This is a genomic window from Lacinutrix venerupis (genome assembly GCF_001971745.1).
GTDB lineage: Bacteria > Bacteroidota > Bacteroidia > Flavobacteriales > Flavobacteriaceae > Lacinutrix > Lacinutrix venerupis.
The window spans coordinates 3,087,890-3,107,847 of the sequence record NZ_CP019352.1 but is presented as its reverse complement, the minus strand read 5'-3'; the positions used below and the strand labels follow the sequence as shown (position 1 = coordinate 3,107,847).

The 19,958-nt window shown below is 31.2% G+C and carries 12 protein-coding genes; 10 read left to right on the top strand and 2 right to left on the bottom strand.

Annotated elements, in window-relative coordinates; translation table 11 throughout:
• Nucleotides 1–3: 3 nt before the first annotated feature.
• The gene (locus tag BWR22_RS13955) at nt 4–1,677 is read left to right on the top strand and encodes an alpha-amylase family glycosyl hydrolase (RefSeq protein WP_076734453.1); all 1,674 of its coding nucleotides are present in this window, start codon (nt 4–6) and stop codon (nt 1,675–1,677) included.
• Nucleotides 1,678–1,685: 8 nt separating this feature from the next.
• Complete coding sequence (locus tag BWR22_RS13950) at nt 1,686–3,107, top strand: alpha-amylase family glycosyl hydrolase (RefSeq protein WP_076734260.1); 1,422 nt, start codon at nt 1,686–1,688, stop codon at nt 3,105–3,107.
• A gap of 79 nt (nt 3,108–3,186) precedes the next feature.
• On the opposite strand, the gene BWR22_RS13945 is transcribed toward BWR22_RS13950, so the two are convergent.
• The gene (locus tag BWR22_RS13945; protein WP_076734259.1) at nt 3,187–4,668 is read right to left on the bottom strand and encodes a sulfatase family protein; all 1,482 of its coding nucleotides are present in this window, start codon (nt 4,666–4,668) and stop codon (nt 3,187–3,189) included.
• 21 nt (nt 4,669–4,689) lie between these two features.
• Nucleotides 4,690–5,445 carry a DeoR/GlpR family DNA-binding transcription regulator gene (locus BWR22_RS13940; protein ID WP_076734258.1) on the bottom strand — a complete coding sequence of 252 codons (756 nt, stop codon included), beginning with the start codon at nt 5,443–5,445 and terminating at the stop codon, nt 4,690–4,692.
• Between the two features lie 144 nt (nt 5,446–5,589).
• Between BWR22_RS13940 and BWR22_RS13935 the strand changes: the two genes are divergently transcribed.
• The 8 genes from BWR22_RS13935 to BWR22_RS13900 all read left to right on the top strand — a co-directional run bounded on the left by BWR22_RS13935 (nt 5,590) and on the right by BWR22_RS13900 (nt 19,955).
• Nucleotides 5,590–7,155 (top strand): glycerol-3-phosphate dehydrogenase/oxidase, encoded by a 1,566-nt coding sequence (locus BWR22_RS13935; RefSeq protein WP_241828211.1) that lies wholly within the window; start codon nt 5,590–5,592, stop codon nt 7,153–7,155.
• A gap of 115 nt (nt 7,156–7,270) precedes the next feature.
• Nucleotides 7,271–8,773, top strand: coding sequence for a glycerol kinase GlpK (gene glpK, locus BWR22_RS13930; protein WP_076734256.1), 1,503 nt, complete (start codon nt 7,271–7,273; stop codon nt 8,771–8,773).
• A gap of 6 nt (nt 8,774–8,779) precedes the next feature.
• The gene (locus tag BWR22_RS13925; protein WP_076734255.1) at nt 8,780–9,508 is read left to right on the top strand and encodes an MIP/aquaporin family protein; all 729 of its coding nucleotides are present in this window, start codon (nt 8,780–8,782) and stop codon (nt 9,506–9,508) included.
• A gap of 93 nt (nt 9,509–9,601) precedes the next feature.
• Nucleotides 9,602–12,379, top strand: a complete 2,778-nt coding sequence (locus BWR22_RS13920; protein ID WP_076734254.1) for a helix-turn-helix and ligand-binding sensor domain-containing protein — start codon at nt 9,602–9,604, stop codon at nt 12,377–12,379.
• 302 nt (nt 12,380–12,681) lie between these two features.
• Nucleotides 12,682–15,720 carry a SusC/RagA family TonB-linked outer membrane protein gene (locus BWR22_RS13915; RefSeq protein WP_156875601.1) on the top strand — a complete coding sequence of 1,013 codons (3,039 nt, stop codon included), beginning with the start codon at nt 12,682–12,684 and terminating at the stop codon, nt 15,718–15,720.
• Between the two features lie 18 nt (nt 15,721–15,738).
• Nucleotides 15,739–17,340 carry a RagB/SusD family nutrient uptake outer membrane protein gene (locus BWR22_RS13910; protein ID WP_076734253.1) on the top strand — a complete coding sequence of 534 codons (1,602 nt, stop codon included), beginning with the start codon at nt 15,739–15,741 and terminating at the stop codon, nt 17,338–17,340.
• A gap of 147 nt (nt 17,341–17,487) precedes the next feature.
• Nucleotides 17,488–19,071 (top strand): glycerophosphodiester phosphodiesterase family protein, encoded by a 1,584-nt coding sequence (locus BWR22_RS13905; protein WP_076734252.1) that lies wholly within the window; start codon nt 17,488–17,490, stop codon nt 19,069–19,071.
• On the top strand, nt 19,068–19,955 hold the full coding sequence (locus tag BWR22_RS13900) for an endonuclease/exonuclease/phosphatase family protein (RefSeq protein ID WP_083678315.1): 888 nt from the start codon (nt 19,068–19,070) through the stop codon (nt 19,953–19,955). The genes BWR22_RS13905 and BWR22_RS13900 overlap by 4 nt, the downstream gene beginning before the upstream one ends.
• Nucleotides 19,956–19,958: the final 3 nt, after the last annotated feature.

The following is a 19,958-nucleotide window of genomic DNA, read 5'->3' as shown; positions in this document are numbered from 1 at the left end:
AACATGAAAAAGAGCATACTTTTAATCGCATTATCTATTCTTGTTTTCAGTTGTAAAACGGATAAAAAAGCAAATCAAGATATCGCAGATAATCAACAAAAAGAAGTAGTCAAAACACCTTTTGTTTGGGAAGCTGCAAACGTCTATTTTTTATTAACCGATCGTTTTAATAATGGTGACAAAACTAACGATGTTAATTATAACCGAACCAAAGAAACTGCTGTGTTACGTGGTTTTGAAGGTGGCGATTTACAAGGAATTACGCAAAAAATAGAATCTGGTTATTTCACCAATTTAGGTATCAATGCCATTTGGATGTCGCCAATTGTCGAGCAAATTCATGGCGCAACCGATGAAGGTACTGGGAACACCTATGGTTTTCATGGCTATTGGACTAAAGATTGGACCAATATTGACGCCAATTTAGGAACCAAAAAAGATTTACAAAACCTGGTGGATGCTGCACATAAAAAAGGCATTCGTGTGTTGCTAGATGCAGTAATTAATCACACAGGTCCTGTTACAGATCAAGATCCTGTTTGGCCAAGTGATTGGGTGAGAACAGAGCCACAATGTAAATACGATAATTATGAAAACACGGTTACTTGTACTTTAGTTGAAAACCTTCCAGACATTAAAACCGAAAGCAACGAAGCTGTAGAATTACCACCACAATTAGTAGAAAAATGGAAAGCCGAAGGTCGTTATGATGAAGAAATAGCAGAATTAGATGCCTTTTTTAAAGCTACAGGTCATCCTCGTGCACCTCGTTTTTATATTATGAAGTGGTTGAGCGACTACATTACAGATTTTGGTATTGATGGTTACAGAGTAGACACTGTTAAACACACCGAAGCTTTTGTTTGGCAAGAGTTTAAAGACGTTTGTGATAACGCTTTCGCGGAATTTAAGCAGCAAAACCCAAACAAGGTTTTAGACGATAATGCATTTTACTTGGTTGGAGAAGTGTATAACTACGGAATTTCAGCAGGAAAAGCTTTCGATTTTGGCGATAAAAAAGTCAACTATTTTGAAGATGCTTTTAATAGCTTAATCAATTTTGAATTTAAATGGAATGCAGCACAACAAACCTACGAAGAGCAATTCAAAAAATACGATAGTCTATTACACACTAGCCTTAAAGGTTATGGAGTGTTAAACTATTTAACCTCGCATGATGACGGACAACCTTTTGATAAAAAAAGAGAGAAAACCTACGAAACTGCAACACGATTATTACTATCTCCTGGAGCGTCACAAGTATATTATGGAGACGAATCTGCAAGAGATTTAACTATAGAAGGTACGGTTGGAGATGCTACTTTAAGAAGCTTTATGAATTGGAATGAAATAGCACAGCAACAAGATTTGCTAATCCACTGGCAAAAATTAGGACAATTTAGACGTAATCATCCTTCAGTTGGAGCAGGAAAACATACCATGCTAAGTAATTCACCTTACCTTTTTAGTAGAAGGTATACCAAAGGCGATTTTAAAGATGACATCATTATTGGTATCAATGTTCCTAAAGGAAAACATACTATTGATGTGTCTTCAGTATTTAACGAAGCCTCTCAAATTAAAGACTTCTATTCTGGAGAAATTCTAGAAGTTACAAACGGAAACATTACAATAGAAACAGAATCTAACATCCTATTATTAGAAAATATTAAATAAAAATTCACATGAAAAAACTAATCTTATCCCTTGCACTACTTGCTGTTTTTGCTTGTAAAGAAGAAAAGAAACAAGAAGAAACTAAAGTTGTTACTGAGGAAAAAGTAGCAATACAACCTATTTCGGCTTCCGATTTAGAAACTGCTGTTATCTATGAAGCAAACATCAGACAATATTCACCAGAAGGAACATTTGAAGCTTTCACCAAAGACATTCCGCAGTTAAAACAATTAGGTGTAAAAGTTATTTGGTTAATGCCTGTGTTTCCTATTTCAGAAACCAAACGTAAAGCTACAGGAGGAGAAGATAGTAAGTTTGCAACCGATTTTCCAGAAGCAGAACAAGACAAGTACTTAGGAAGTTATTATGCGGTGTCCGATTTTACTAAAATCAATCCAGAATTTGGTACAATTGAAAATTTTAGAGACCTAGTAAATACAGCGCATGACAACGGAATTTATGTAATTTTAGATTGGGTACCAAATCATACAGGTTGGGATCATACTTGGTTAAAAACCAATCCAGAATATTACACACAAAACGATAAAGGCGAAGTTGTACATCCTGAAGGTACCGATTGGACAGATGTTGCCGATTTAAATTACGACAACCAAGAGATGCGTAAAGCAATGATTGCAGACATGACGTATTGGTTAACAAAGGAAGGTGTTGATGGTTTTAGATGTGATGTTGCAGGATCTGTACCTACTAACTTTTGGGAACAAGCCATACCAGAATTACGTGCTAAAAAAGACATTTTTATGTTAGCTGAAGCTTGGGAACCAGAATTATTAAAAGACGGTTTATTTGATATGGCTTATGCTTGGGATAGACATCATGCTATGAATCATATTGCAAAAGGCGAAAAAGATGCAGCGGAATTTACAACAGCTTTACAAACCGATTTTGAGCGTTACGAAGCAGACGATATTTTAATGAATTTTGTAACCAATCATGATGAAAACTCTTGGAATGGTACTATTAAAGAACGTATGGGTGAAGCTGGTGAAATGATGACTGCTTTAGCTTATATAACTCCTGGAATGCCATTAATTTATTCTGGTCAAGAATACGATTTAGACCATAGGTTATTGTTTTTTGAAAAAGATAGTTTCCCGCATACTAAAGGAAAAACATGGAAAGTATTAGAAAAATTAGCAACATTAAAACAGAATAATGCTGCTTTGCATGGTGGAAAAGCTTCAGCTAAATACAATGCAATTGATAATGGAAAAGATGTGATTTCTTTTTCAAGATCAAAAGGAAATGACGAAGTTGTATTTGTTGCAAACGTTTCAGATGAAAACGTAAAAGCTAATGTACCTCAAAAAGGAAATTATTTAGATTTTATGACTAATGAAACTATGGAATTAAAAGGAGATGCAATTCCTTTAGCTAAAAATGAATATAAGATTTTAGTTAAAAAATAATTGTTATTTTTTTGATGAAAAGCCCTTATTTCAATAGAAAATAAGGGCTTTTTTATGTTAAAATTGTTAAAAACAAAATTTATTTTTTAATGTTTTTTTCACACCAATTTTTATAATCAGTTTCCAATTCTTTAACTTTTTCAGGATACTCACTTGCTAAATCTATTCTTTCTCCTGGATCTTTTTCAATATTAAATAATTTTAAAGTTAAATCATTTCTAATGGGAGCAATGTATTGTGCAGATGGCTCACTTTTCCAGTGGTTTTCTTTTGCATTGGTTATTTTCCAGTTTCCTTTTCGTGCGGCCCAAGTTTTCTGCCATTTCCATACTAAAAGCCTGTCTTTTTTTGTGTTTTCAAGTAAGTTTAAACCATCAATTTCATTATCTGTAATAGTTACTCCTCCAGCTTTAGCTAAGGTTGGAAGTATATCGGTAGCCGATACATATTGAGTTTCTATTTTTCCAGCATCTACTTTATTTGGCCAACTAATTGCCATTGGAACTCTAATACCACCTTCCCATAATGAATATTTGCCACCTGTTAAAGGTGAGTTGTTAGAGCCAGTTAATGGAGAGCCTCCATTGTCTGATATAAATACAATTAATGTGTTTTTGTCTAATTTTTCATCTTTTAAGGTATTTAAAACACGTCCAATATTATCGTCTAAACAGTTTAAGTTTGCTAAATAATATTTTCTAAGGTCTTCATGCTGTATGGCACCAACTCTAGAGTATTTATCGTAATAAGCAGAATAGGTTCCGGCTTTATGTTTGCCATAAGCCAATAGGCTATCTGGGTCATAATTTGGAATTTCTTTTACGTTATATTTATCTAAATACTTTTTAGGAACCTCATGTATTAAATGGTGTACAGCATTGTAGGATAGTGTTAAAAAGAAAGGTTTATTATGTTTGCGCTTTAAAAATGCAATTGATTCATCTGTAAAAATATCTGTTAAGTAACCTTCATCATAACTTTTTTCGCCCATATTATGCATTAATGGTCCTAATAAAGCACTAGTTCCATAAGGATCGGGAGTTCTGTCTTTAATATTTTGTGAGTTTAACCAATAATCATGAGCGTGAGCTGAAAAACCTAAAAACTCATCATATCCGTGATTTAATGGGTATTCTCTAACATTGTTTTTATGAAAATTTCTACCCAAATCATTCTTTCCTATTCTGGCTGTTGTATAGCCAGCTTCTTTAAGGTATTCGGCAATGGTTTTTACGCTGTCTGGTAATCCTGGTCCCCAACTAGCAGGTTTGTCCCAACGAAATTGATTTTTACCAGTAATTATTCCAGCTCTAGAAGGACTACAAACAGGTGCGGTTACATAGGCTTGAGTATATACGGTTCCTGTTTGGCCTAGTCGTGTAATATTTGGAGTAGAAACAGTTGTGTCATGAGCTTTAAACGGTGAAAAATCCGCATAACCTTGATCGTCAACAACAATTAAAAGGATATTAGGTTTTTCTATGGTTTGGGTAATTTCTTTTTTCTTAGAATTGCAAGCTAGTATTGTAATTAAAAGAATTAATAGCAAATTTTTATTCATTTTAAAATTTTGTTTATGATGTTAGTTTACTATGGTTACTTTAATGTCTTTTTCTTCAAGTTTTTTTCTAACAGAGCTCGAAATACCTTTGTCTGTAATAATTTCATTAACTTGAGATAAGTTGCAAATTCTTGCAAAGCTTTTTTTTCCAAATTTTGATGAATCAGCTAGAATAATTACTTTTTGAGCAGCACTTAACATTTTTTTATTAAGTTCTGCTTCTTCTAAATTTGTTGTTGATAAACCGTAATCTAAATCAATACCATCTACACCTAGAAATAACTTACTGCACGATACGTTTTTTAAAATATATTCTGCGTAATTACCAATAACAGATGCCGAACTGTGTCTTATATAGCCACCTAATTGTAAAATTTCAATATTTTTATCGTTAATTAAGTTTAATACAACATTTAAAGATGATGTAATTACTGTGAGTTTATTTTTGGGTTTAATAAATTTTGAAAGTGCTTGAACTGTGGTTCCGGAAGCAATCATTATAGTATCGTTTTCTACAATTTTTGAAGCTGCTAATTGCGCAATTCCATTTTTTTCTTCTACCGAAATTTTTTCTTTATCAAGAACGGTACGTTCATTAATGTAAGGATTTTCTAAAGATGCTCCTCCATGAGTTCTATATAATAATCCTTTTTGTTCTAGAAATTTTAAGTCTTTTCTAATAGTTACAGCAGAGACATCAAGGATTTCACATAATTCTAAAACCTCTAAGTGCTTCTCTTTTGCTAGTCTTTCTAAAATGTCTTTATGTCTTTTCATATAAAACAAATATAATAAAACGAAATAAAACGAAAATTTTATTACTATTAATTATTACAATTTAGTTAAATAAAGTTTCGTTTTGTTTCGTTTTAAATTTAATTTAATATATTTGAAGCTAAATGTAACAAAATAAAAAAAAGCGTGTTTAAAAGAGAAACCTTAATAAATCAGTTAAAAGCTACTAAAAATTGGGATGTTATTGTCATTGGAGGTGGAGCTACAGGATTAGGTGTTGCCTTAGATTGTACAACAAGAGGATATAAAACATTGCTTTTGGAGCAAGTGGATTTTGCAAAAGGAACTTCTAGTAGAAGTACTAAATTAGTACATGGAGGTGTTAGGTATTTGGCTCAAGGTAATATAGACTTGGTTAGAGAGGCTTTGTACGAAAGAGGTTTAATGTTAAAAAATGCTTCACATTTAGTAAATGATCAATCGTTTATTATACCAAATTATAGTTATTGGGATAATTTATTTTATACTATTGGTTTAAAAGTTTACGATTTTCTTTCCGGAAAATTAAGCTTTGGAAAATCTTTAAGAATAAAAAAATCTGAAACTATTTCTAGGTTATCAACATTAAAAATAGATAATTTAAAGGGAGGAGTAGTTTATCATGATGGGCAATTTGACGATTCTAGATTGGCAGTAAACATTGCGCAAACTTGTATTGAGAATGGTGCCACAGTAATTAACCATTGTAAAGTTAAAAACCTTTTAAAAAATGAGAAAGGTATAGTTAATGGTGTTGTGGCGGTTGATGTAGAAACAAATGAAGAATATGCTTTAAATGCTAAAACTGTAATTAACGCAACTGGAGTATTTACAGATGAGGTTTTAAAAATGGATGATGCTGCATTAAAAAATACAATTCGTCCAAGTCAAGGTATTCATCTGGTTTTTGATAAATCGTTTCTACCAGGAAATGATGCGATTATGATTCCAAAAACAGATGACGGTCGTGTACTGTTTTTAGTTCCATGGCATGATAAAGTTGTAGTTGGTACAACAGATACTTTATTAGATAGCCATAGTTTAGAGCCAAAACCATTAGATAAAGAGATTGATTTTATTTTAAATACTGCAAATAGATATTTAAACAAGAATGTTACTAAAGATGATGTATTAAGCATATTTGCGGGTTTAAGACCTTTAGCTGCACCTAAGGATAAGTCTGAAAAAACAAAGGAGATTTCAAGAAGCCATAAAATTATAGTTTCGGAGTCCGAGTTGGTTACCATAACTGGAGGTAAATGGACTACTTATAGGCGCATGGCTCAAGACACAGTTAATAAAATAATAGAATTAAATAAATTACCAGATGCTAAGTGTAAAACAAAACAATTATTAATTCATGGAGCAAATGGTACTGTAGATCGATCAAATCACATGTATATATATGGAACAGATAAAGTAAAAGTAGAGCAGCTAATAGAGGAGGATGCTACTTTATCTGAAAGGTTGCATCCAGATTTGCAATTTACTAAAGCAGAAGTTGTTTTTGCAGTAAGACACGAAATGGCTAGAACTATTGAAGATGTTTTAGCAAGAAGAGTACGAATTCTGTTTTTAAATGCTAAAGCAGCAATAGAAATAGCTCCAATTGTTGGAGAATTAATTAGAAAAGAATTAGACCAAACAACAGATTGGAGAAGTCAACAAATTTCAAATTTTATAAAAGTTGCAGACCAATATGTCTTAAAATAATATAAACTAACTAATATTAAGTGTAGTTAAACTCTAATAATTTTATTCTACTTGATATACACTATTCTTAAGTTAATATCTTCTGATGAAGTTTAACTAATATAAACTAACAATTATGGGAAAATATATTCTGTCATTAGACCAAGGTACAACAAGCTCAAGAGCTATTGTATTTGATAAAAAAGGAAATGTAGTGTCTTTGGCACAAAAAGAATTTACTCAATATTTTCCCAAACCAGGTTGGGTAGAACATGATCCTACAGAGATTTGGTCAACTCAAGCAGGTGTTGCTACAGAAGCAATAGCAAACAAAAATTTAAATGCAGAAAACATTGCAGCTATTGGTATTACAAACCAAAGAGAAACTGTTGTTGTCTGGGATAAAAACACAGGTAAACCTGTTTATAACGCTATAGTTTGGCAAGATAAAAGAACTTCTAATTATTGCGATGAATTAAAAAAAGCTGGTAAAAATGATTTAATTCGACAAAAAACAGGATTGGTTATAGATTCTTATTTTTCAGGAACAAAAGTAAAATGGATTTTAGATAACGTTGAAGGAGCGAGGTCAAAAGCAGAGGCTGGCGATTTAATTTTAGGAACCATAGACACATGGTTAATTTGGAATTTTACAAAAGGAGCGCAGCACATTACAGATGTTACAAACGCTTCAAGAACCATGATGTTTAATATAAACACAATGGAATGGGATGACGAGTTGTTAGAGCTTTTAACCATTCCAAAAACCATGCTTCCAAAAGTAAAACAATCGAGTGAAGTTTATGGGCAAACAACATCAAGTTTTTTTGATACTAAAATACCAATTTCAGGTATTGCAGGAGATCAACAAGCAGCATTGTTTGGACAAATGTGTACTAAGCCAGGAATGGTAAAAAACACATATGGAACAGGTTGTTTTATGTTAATGAATATTGGCGAAAAACCTATTGTGTCTGAAAATAATCTTTTAACTACAGTTGCTTGGAAAGTAGGAGGAAAAACTACTTATGCGCTTGAAGGAAGTATATTTATAGCAGGAGCTGTAGTGCAATGGTTAAGAGATGGTTTAAAAATTATTAGAAACTCTTCAGAAATAGAAAAACTAGCGGGCTCCGTAGAAAGTTCCGATGGAGTTTATTTTGTGCCAGCCTTTGCTGGTCTTGGAGCTCCACATTGGAATCAACATGCAAAAGGGACTATATTTGGTTTAACAAGAGGAACAACAGATGCGCACATAGCTAGAGCTGCTTTAGATTCTATTGCTTTTCAAACTATGGATATTTTAAAAGCTATGGAGGCCGATGCAGATATTTCTATAAAAGAACTACGAGTAGATGGTGGAGCTACAATAAATAATATGTTAATGCAATTTCAGTCAGATGTTTTAAATACAATAACTGTAAGGCCAAAAATTGTAGAAACAACAGCAATGGGAGCAGCTTTTTTAGCAGGTTTAGCTGTTGGTTATTGGGAAAATGCTGAAGAAATTCAAGATATATGGCAAACAGATAAAACTTTTAATCCAATAGAGGATAGAACAGAAACTGAAGAAAATATTAAAGGATGGTATAAAGCTATTGAGGCATTAGAATATTGGACAAAAAATAACTTAAAATAAGAAAAGATGACACCATTTATAGCAGAAATAATAGGTACAGCAATTTTAATTTTATTAGGTGGAGGTGTTGTGGCTAATGTTGCACTCAATAAAACAATTGGTAATAGTAGTGGTTGGATAGTAATTACAACAGGATGGGCTTTAGCTGTTTACGTTGCAGTAGTTGTTGCGGGACCACATAGTGGAGCACATATTAATCCGGCAGTTACTGTAGCCTTAGCAGTTGCTGGTAAATTTCCTTGGGCAAATGTACCTTTATTTGTTTTTGCGCAATTTATTGGTGCAATGTTAGGATCTTTAACTGTTTGGTTAATGTATAAAAGTCATTTTGAAGCAACAGAAGATGCAGGTGCAAAAAAAGCAGTCTTTTGTACATCTCCAGCAATTAGAAATACGTTTACAAATTTTTTTAGTGAGGCAGTAGGTACATTTGTTTTACTTTTTACCATATTCTATTTTACAGATGCAACTATTAGCGAAACAGAAACAGTTGTAGGTTTAGGTTCTTTAGGAGCTGTTCCTGTTGCGTTTTTGGTTTGGTCAATTGGTTTGTCTCTTGGAGGTACAACAGGATATGCTATTAATCCTGCAAGAGATTTAGGACCTAGAATAATGCATGCTATTTTGCCTATTAAAAATAAAGCAAAAAGCGATTGGTCTTATGCTTGGATTCCTGTAGTGGCACCTTTAATTGGCGGTACATTGGCGGCTTTATTAATGATTGCGCTGTCATAAAATTTTATTTTTATAAAAAAAAATTAGAAATGCCAATTCAATTAGAATTGGCATTTTGTTTGTTCGCTATCTAAAAGTATCTTTACAACACAGATGAAACATATTTTTATTACATTTTTATTGTTAATTATCTTGCCATTATATGCGCAAGAGTTGCCTCCAATAGAGAATTATACGCCTTCAAATTATGGTGGAGACAACCAAAACTGGATGATATCTCAGTCTAAAAATAAATTTATTTATGTTGCTAACAACAAAGGGCTTTTAGAGTTTAATGGCTCCATATGGACTAGTTATCCTTCTCCTAATAACTCTGTAATGCGAGCTGTTAAAGTTATTGGCGATAGAATTTACACAGGCTGTTACGAGGAGTTTGGCTATTGGGAGAAAGACACTTTAGGAGAGTTAATATATAAATCTTTAAGCAAAAATTTAGAAAAAAATAGTTTTATAGATAATCAAATTTGGAATATTATAGACTATAATGAGTGGGTGTTGTTTCAATCTGGGCATGCACTTTATTTCTATAATAAAACGAATGAAACCTTTAAAATTATTAGTTCAAAAAGTATAATTTATAAAGTGTTTTTAGTTGGCAATCATATATACTATCATGTTGCAAATAAAGGTATTTATAGAATTGTAGATGGTGTTCCAAAATTAATATGTAATGATGCTGTAGTCTTAAATGATCGTGTTATTAATATTTTCGAGCATGAAAATCGTCTTTTATTATTAACAAGAAGTTCAGGTTTTTATTTTTTAGACAATGAAAAATTAATGTCTTGGGATATAAAAAACCAAAATGTATTAAAGAGTTATAACGTGTTTAGTAGTATTCAATTAAAAGACGGAAGTTTTTTAATTGGCACCATTTCTAATGGTGTTTTTAAAATGGATACTAAAGGTGAAATTGAATATTCAATAAATCAAAAAAAAGGACTTGGTAATAATACCGTTTTAACGCTTTTTGAAGATAATAATTATAATGTTTGGGCTGGCTTAGATAATGGAATTAATTGTATTAATATTACTTCGCCTATAAAAACATTTATTGATTATGAAGGTGTTTTAGGAACTGTTTATAGTACAGTTATTTTTAATAATCATCTATATGTTGGTACAAATCAAGGTCTTTTTTATAAAAAATTAACATCTAAAAATGAGACTTTTACTTTTATTAATGGCACCGCAGGACAAGTTTGGAGTCTTTATAACCACAATAATAAAAATTTAATTTGCGGTCATCATTTAGGGACTTTTTTAATAAAAGATAATAATGCAATTAAAATAAGCTCTGTTTTAGGAGCTTGGAATTTTAAAAAAATTCCTAATCAAGATAATGTTTTATTGCAAGGTAATTACAGTGGTTTGTATCTTTTGAAAAAAGAAAACAATACTTGGAAACTAAGCCATAAAATTTCAGGTTTTAGTAACTCAGCTCGTTTTTTTGAAATAAATCAAAGTAATCAAATTTTTGTAAATCATGAATATAAAGGTTTGTATAGTATGGATCTTAACAACTTGCATGATAAAGTTACTAACGTGAAATTGCATGAAGAAGTTCCGGCAGGCAAGAGTACTAGCTTAATATCTTATAGAAGCAAAATTTTGTATGAAGCTAATGAAGGTGTCTATAGTTTTAATAAAAACAGCAACCTTTTTACAAAGGATACTTTAATTAGTAATTTATTAATTCCTTCAGATTATTCATCTGGAAAAATGGAAATAGATAATACAGGTAAGCTTTGGTTGTTTTCAAAAAGCAATATTAGTTTTATTAAAAATAACGATTTAACAAATACACCAGAAATAACCAACATTCCTATTCCTTCTCATTTAAGAGCTGGTGTTTTAGGTTTCGAAAATATTCAACATATTCAAAACGATATTTATGTTTTAGGTACATCGAATGGTTACTTAACGCTAGACTTACCAGAGTTTGAAACAGAAAAAAACAAGAAATATTATATTTATTTTAATACTATTTCAATTAAAAACTTAGATGAATCTTTCGAGTTTTTATCTCCGTCAAAAAATGGTGTTTTTGAACATAAAAACAGCACATTATCTTTTAATTATGCTGTACCACAATATGATAAATATTTAGATGTAAAATATCAATATCGTTTAAATGGGCAAGTAGATAAGTGGAGTAAATGGACCGATAAAAGCTCAATGCAGTTTGAAAATTTATCTTTTGGTGATTATGTTTTTGAAGTAAAGGCTAAAGTAGGTAATCAAGAAACTCAAAATATAATTTCTTATGCTTTTAAAATAAACAGGCCTTGGTATATTTCTAATCTTGCAATTTTAAGTTATTTAATATTATTAATCTTTATTGGTTTTTTAGTACATAAAGCCTATAAATTTTATTATGCTAAAATATTAAAGCATGAGCAAATAAATAATGAAAAAACAATTATACAAATTCAAAACGAAAAATTAAACCAAGATATAGAAAGTAAGAACAGAGAATTAGTAATCTCTACAATGAGTATAATTAAAAAGAATGAGCTGTTAAGTAAAATAAAGAAGGAATTAAAGAAAAGTAAAACAAAAAAAGATTTAGGTGACGCTATAAATTTAATAGACGATAATTTAAATAATAATAAAGACTGGAAATTTTTTAAGCAAGCATTTAATAATGCAGATAAAGATTTCCTTGATAAAATTAAAGCATCACATCCAGACTTAACACCAAACGATTTAAAATTTTGTGCATACTTAAGGCTTAACTTATCTTCTAAAGAGATTGCTCCACTACTTAATATCTCTACTAAAAGTGTCGAAACAAAACGTTATAGATTGCGTAAAAGATTAAATTTAAGCCATAATGAGAGCTTAGTTAATTATATCTTAAAATTTTAATACCACGACAGCCCTGTTTTTTACCACTACTTTACCACTACAAAGCAATTATTAAGCACTACATTTTCATTATTAATGCTAATTTAACATAGGCAAAGAATGCGTAGTGTTTATAGTTAGTTTAAGCTGCCCAAAAATTCAATTTTCACGCAAAAAAGTGTCATGTTCGTTTTTTATCGAGGTATAAATTATCATTTTAACAAAACTTAGCCCTTAAATTTACAAATGCATAATTTGATGATTAGAATCAGGTATTGCTAAAAAATAATTTTGATATAAATTTTAACAAACCTAACAACCAAATGAATTTAAAATTACGACAATCAAAAATTAAAACGCTGTTTAGCTTTTTGCTATTATTCAGTTCTTTTACTGTAATGGCACAAACTATTGTTACAGGAAAAGTATTCTCTGCAGAAGATAATATGCCTTTAGTAGGAGCTTCAGTTATAGAGAAAGGTACAAATAATGGAGTTTCTGTTGATTTTGATGGAAACTTTACTTTACAATTACAAAACGATGAGGCACAATTAGAAGTTTCTTATTTAGGATTTAAAACTAAAGAGGTAACAACTACAGGTGGAGAAATAACTATTCTTTTAGAAGAAGACGCAAACTCTTTAGACGAAGTAGTAGTTGTAGGTTATGGTACACAACGTAAAAGCGACTTAGTAAATGCAGTAGCAACTACAGATTTAGAAAAAGCAACATTATCACCAACATCCGATGTTAACGAAATGCTTAGAGGTAGAATTGCTGGTTTACAAGTAAACGTAGGTGGTGGTACATTAAGACCAGGTGGAACATCAGATATTATTTTTAGAGGACAAGGTTCTATTGAAGGTAATTTAAGCGCTATTTATGTAGTAGATGGTATTATTAGAGATGGTGGTATCGAGGATATAGACCAAGACGATATTAAATCTATCGAGTTCTTAAAAGATGCATCTGCACAAGCAATTTATGGATCTCGTGGAGCTAACGGTGTAGTTTTAATTACAACAAAACGTGGTAAAAATAAGAAGATGCAAGTAAGCTACCATGGATTTTTAACGTCTAAAACGCTTGAAAAAAACTTCGATGTTTATAGTGGTCAAGAATTTGCACAATTAAAAAGAGAGGCAGTTAGAGCTACTAATGCCGATGATTCATATTCAGATGATGAGGTTGTATTCTCTGAAATTGAATTAGAATCTATTGCAAATAACGATTTTGTAGATTGGGAAGAAGAATTAGTTAAAAGTGGTATTGTTAATAGCCAAGCTATTAGTATTAGTGGTGGTACAGAGAATACTAAAGTTTTTGGTAGTATAAACTATTTTAAAGAAGAAGGAATAATACCAACTTCTAATTATACTCGAAAAACATTACGTTTAAATGTAGATCAAAAAATAAGCGATAAAGTATCTGTAAATTTCGATTTAAACTTATTAAACGACGATACAGAAAGAGCAGCAAATGTAAATGTAATTACATTTTCTCCTTTAGGTAGAGCTTATGATGAGTTTGGTAATTTAACACAATTCCCAAGTGGAGAAGAGCTTTCTGCTGTTAATCCATTATGGAATCTTAGAGAACAAAATAATGAAGAAAAAGGAAACGACTTCGTTATAAATGTTACACCTCAATGGCAAATAACAGATAATTTAAAATACCAATTAAAAACAAACTTTACTAGAAGAACTTCAGAAAGAGGACAATATCAGTCATCTTTAAGTTCAGCAGGAGATGACGATAGAGGTATTGCTAGAATAGACAATAATTTAAGAGAAGCGTATTTAGTAGAAAACATTTTAACTTATAATAAAAGAATAAACCAAAATAATAAGTTTGATGTTACTTTAGTGCAATCTGTTCAAGAAGACGAGTTAACTAGAACATTAACAGAAGGAAAAGGTTATGCTTTCGACGATTTAGGGTATAACGGTATTAGTGATGCTATTGGAAGTGTAAATGTGTTTAGAGAAAACAACACTATTAGATATGTTGGTTTTTTAGCTAGAGCAAGATATAATTTAATGGATAAATATTTATTTGAATTTGCAGCAAGAAGAGATGGTGCATCTTTAAATTCAGAAGATAATAAATGGAGTAATAACTTCGGTGGTTCTTTAGCTTGGAAGTTAAATAATGAAAGCTTCTTAAAAAATGTAGAGTCTATAAGAGAATTAAAACTTAGAGCAAGTTATGGTTCTTTAGTTAACGATTTAGGTCTTGCAGGAAAGTCTCTATTTACTGTAGATGCCCAGCCATATGTTTTTGATGGCGACACAGGAGCAGGTTATTCACCATCACAAGTATTACCAAATAACAACCTTAAATTTGAAACGATAACAACTTTAAATTTAGGGCTTGATTTCGCTGTATTCAATAATATCTTAACAGGTAATTTTAACTATTACGACCAGAGAACTAAAGATTTATTATTAAGAAGAGGTGTACCACCAGTAACAGGTTATTCTTTTACATATTTTAACGCAGGAGAATTACAAAATACAGGTGTAGAATTAGCTTTAACAGCTAATATCATTAATAAAGAAGATTTAAAATGGTCTGTATCTACAAACTGGTCTAACAATAAAAATAAATTATTAAAACTTTATAACGATGGAGATGGTACACCACTTACAGAAGATACTACATATGGATATTACGAAGGTCATCCGGTAGGCGTAATTAGACAGTATCAATTTCAAGGTATCTGGCAAGAAGGTGAAGATTTTGCAAATTCGCCACAAGCAAATGAGGAGTCTTCTTTTCCACAACCAGATTTAAGAGCGGGAGATATAAAAGTTGCCGATATAAACGGAGATGGGAAAATAACAGAAGACGATCGTGTGTTTACAGATCCTAATCCAGATTGGTTTGGTTCTTTCTCAACAAATTTAGAGTATAAAGGTTTCGATTTATTTGTAGACTTTTATGTAGTAGAAGGAGCTACAAAAGTAAATCCATTTTTATCAGATTTTAATAACGGAGGAACATTACAAGGAAAAGTAAATGGTGTAAAAGTAGATTATTACACGCCAGAAAATCCTTCAAACTCGTACCCAAGACCTAATTTTGATGCAACACCATTATACTTAAATGCTTTAGCTGTTAAAGATGCGTCTTATGTAAGATTAAGAACAGTAAGTTTAGGATATACGCTAAACGAGGTTGCAACATCTCAAATAGGTTTAGATCAAGTTCGTTTCTATGTTACAGGAACAAACTTATTTACAGATACAGATTATATTGGGTATAGTCCAGAAGTGAACATTAGAAGCACATTCTCTAATGCAGACACAGGATATCCAGACGCAACAAGTTTCACTTTTGGAGTACGTTTAAAATTTTAATTAAAAAAAAAGAATATTATGAAAACAACACTTTTTTATAAGAATACAAAGTATAGTTTATTGTCAATATTAGCACTACTATTAACTTTTTCTTCATGCGAAAAATATCTTGAAGAGCAGCCTACTACTGTAATCGATGCAGATTTTGTTTACACTACAGAAGCAGGATTAAAAACAGGAGTAATAAGTTTATATAAATTTGAAAGAGATCGTTACGATAATAGTACAGAAGATTTTATGGGTTCTGTTTTAATGTCTTCTAGAAGCGATTTAGCTTTTAGTAGAAGTGGTTATACAGGACTTATGGGAAGATACCAACGTGCTATTTCTCCTGTAGATTTAGGAGCAACTTTTGCATCTACATTATTTTGGAGACATTATTATAACATTGCTAATAAGGCAACTGCAATTATTAATGCAGCAGAAGTTATTGAGGATATCGACGAAGATGTTAGAAAACAAGTAATTGCTGAAGCTAGTTTTTTTAGAGCACACTCTTATTTCTATTTATATAGAATGTATAATAATATATATGTAACAACAGAAACTATAACAGTAGATAATGCTTTTAATGTAATTAACGATAGATCTACTGATGAAGAAATATTCGCAATAATAAATAACGATTTAACTTACGCTATAGAAAATTTAGACTGGACAGGTACTTTTGGTCGTATTACAAAAGGTACAGCTAAACATGTTAAAGCAAAAGTGGCAATGTGGCAAGGCGACTGGGAAGAAGCAAAAACTCAAGCTTTAGATGTTATTGAGGGCCCAGATACTCCACATAGTTTAGTAAGTTCTACTGCCGATGTTTTTACAGGAGATAGAAATACTTCAGAATCTTTATTTGTTATCCAATCTCCTATAGACGAAGTACTTGGAGGAGGAAATGAAACAATGATGAATGCAAACTACGTAACACAATATTTTCAAATTTCTGGAATAGAGTCTAATAACGAGCAAGGTGGTAGAGGTTTTTCTCGTATTTTACCAAACAATTATCTTTTAGATCTTATAGCAGAAGATCCTAACGACACAAGAGACGATAATACATATTTTAGATTAAAATGGTATTACACTTCTGGAGATAATATAGGGCAAGAAGTAAATGACTATGCACCTTTTCCATCAAGTAACTATACTCAATATTACCAAAGAATGCATCCATCTTGTATAAAGTTTGCTCAAGAAGATGGTAATGAGGATTCTTACACTATAAGAGGTAATGTTTTGGTATATAGATTAGCCGAAACTTACTTAATAGCAGCAGAAGCAATTATGAGATCTTCGGGAGATCCACTTCCATACATTAATGCAATTAGAGAAAGAGCAAATGCTTCATTATTAACAAGTGTAGATGAGCAAGCTATATTAGACGAAAGAGCAAGAGAATTAGCTTTCGAAGGTCAGCGTTGGTTTACTTTAAAACGTATGGGACAAAATGTAATAGATACTCAAATTACTAGTTTTGCTGGAGATGGAGAAGATTTTCCTGCAAATTTAGGAGTAAAAGACCCAAGAACAAACTGGATGTCTCATTATATAAATTGGCCTATTGCCCAAAGAGATTTAGATTTGTTAGGGCCAGATTATCCTCAAAACGATGGATATAACTAATATTCAAAATTGAATTTTTTTAAAAAAAATAACAAGCTCACCATCAACTATTATTAAGTAATAGTTAGTGGTGAGTTTTTATAATTATTTAATAGCAGCTATAATTTCTGCATTACAAAATCATCATTAGTTTAAAAAGTCAAAATTATGCGTCTAGTTTTTATTGTTTTAGTTTTCATTTGTTTCCATTCTTGCGACTCTGCCTCAGCTAAAAAAGATTTTGTTCCTGCAAAAAACCAAATTATAGCACATCGTGGTGCATGGAAGACTCAAGGACTTCCAGAAAACTCTATTGCTTCCCTTGAACATGCAATAGAGTTAGGCTGCGTTGGTTCAGAATTTGATGTAAGAATGACTGCAGATAATGTACTTGTTGTATATCACGATGCTGTAAATAATAATTTAAATATTGAAGAGTCTACATATGCACAATTAGCAAAATTTAAATTGTCTAATGGTGAAGAGTTACCAACATTAAGATCTTACTTATTGGCTGGTATGCAAAACAATAATGGCACAGGTTTAATTTGCGAAATTAAACCTTCAAAAATAGAAGGGAGAAATATAAAAATAGCCAATCAGGTTTTAGAATTAGTAAAAGAGCTTAAAGCAGAATCTTATATTTCATATTACATTAGTTTTAGTGCAACAATTCTAAAGCATATTAAAAAAGTAAATCCTAATTCAAAAACAATGTATTTGGATGGTTCTAAATCTCCAGAAGCATTAAAAGAAACAAATATAGATGGATTAGATTATTTAGTTTATAAATTAAAAAAGCGTCCTCAATGGATTAAAGAAGCTAAAGAAAAAGGACTAGTACTAAATGCATGGACAGCAAACAAAGTAGAAGATATAGATTGGTTATTAGCAAATAATTTTAATTATATAACTACAGATGAACCAGAATTGGCTTTAGAAAGAGCAAAATTAAGTCCTGCAAATAATGATTACGAATTAGTATGGAGTGACGAATTTAACTATTCTGGAAAGCCAGATCCTACAAAATGGACATACGATTATGGTTTTTTAGCAAATCAAGAAAAGCAATATTATGTAGACAGTTTAAAAAATGCTAGAGTAGAAGGTGGTCGTTTAATAATTGAGGCTCATAAAGAGAAGGTAAATAATAAAGATTTTAAAAACCCAGAAATTAAAGGATGGGCTAAATATAAAACAGAAATAGATTCTGCAAATTATAGCTCGGCAAGAATAAAAACCGAAGGTATTGCATCTTGGCAATATGGGCGTTTTGAAATAAGTGCAAAATTACCAAAAGGTAAAGGTATGTGGCCTGCAATATGGATGTTAAGTGAAGATAGAAAAGCTATTGGCTGGCCAGAAAGCGGAGAGATAGACATTATGGAACATGTTGGGTACGATAATGATACAATACATGGAACAATACATACTAAGGCATATAACCACTTAAAAGGAACTCAAAAAGGAAAAACAATTTTTATTGAAAATCCAAACGATACATTTCATGTTTTTGCGTTAGAATGGACTCCAGAAAAAATGGATTTTATATTAGATGGTGTTGTTTACAATCATATAGAGAATGAACATAAAACAACTGCCGAGTGGCCTTTCGATAAAGACTTTTATCTTATATTAAATGTCGCAGTAGGCGGTATGTGGGGAGGTAGACAAGGTATAGATAATTCTATTTTTCCTCAAAAAATGGAGGTGGATTATGTTAGAGTTTTTCAAAAAAAAATAATTAAATGAAACGTTTTTTAATAATAATATTTGTTTTAGCTACAATTGTTTTAGCGTGTAAAACCGAAACAGAAACTAAAGTTGAAAAAAATAAAGAATTAGCAGCTAAACAAACAAACGAGAATTTAAAAGTAATGACGTATAACATCCGTTTGGATGTTGCTGTAGATGGCGAAAATGCATGGCCAAATAGAAAAAACTTTTTAAACTCTCAAGTCTTATTTCATGCACCAGATATTTTAGGTGTTCAAGAAGCAAGACCTAATCAAATGGCAGATTTAAAATCAGCTTTAAAAGGTTATAAATCTTCTGGAACAGGAAGAGATGGAGAGAATAAAGGAGAGTTTTCTGCATTGTTTTATAATACGAGTAAATTAAAAGTAGAACAGGAAAATACGTTTTGGTTGTCAGAAACTCCAACAGAAATTTCTAAAGGTTGGGATGCTGCTTATCCAAGAATCTGCTCGTATGCATTATTTACTGTTTTAAATACCAATAAAAAAATGTGGGTTGTTAATACACATTTAGACCATGTTGGTAAAGAAGCTCAATTAAATGGAATGGATTTAATACAGAGTAAAATAGCAGAAATTAATACTAATAATTATCCTGTAATTATTATGGGAGATTTTAATGTAGAGCCAGATAGCCAGTTAATTACCAATCTTACTAAAACCATGAACGATTCTAAGGCAATTGCTTCAATAAAATTTGGGCCTAATGGTACATTTAATGGCTTTAAATACAATGAGCCTGTAAGTAGAAGAATAGATTATATTATGCTCTCTAAAAACATTATTGATGTTAAAAAATATGGAGTATTGTCAAGCACAATCGACTTTAAATTTCCTTCCGATCACTTTCCAGTTTTAGTAGAATTAAAACTGAATTAAACT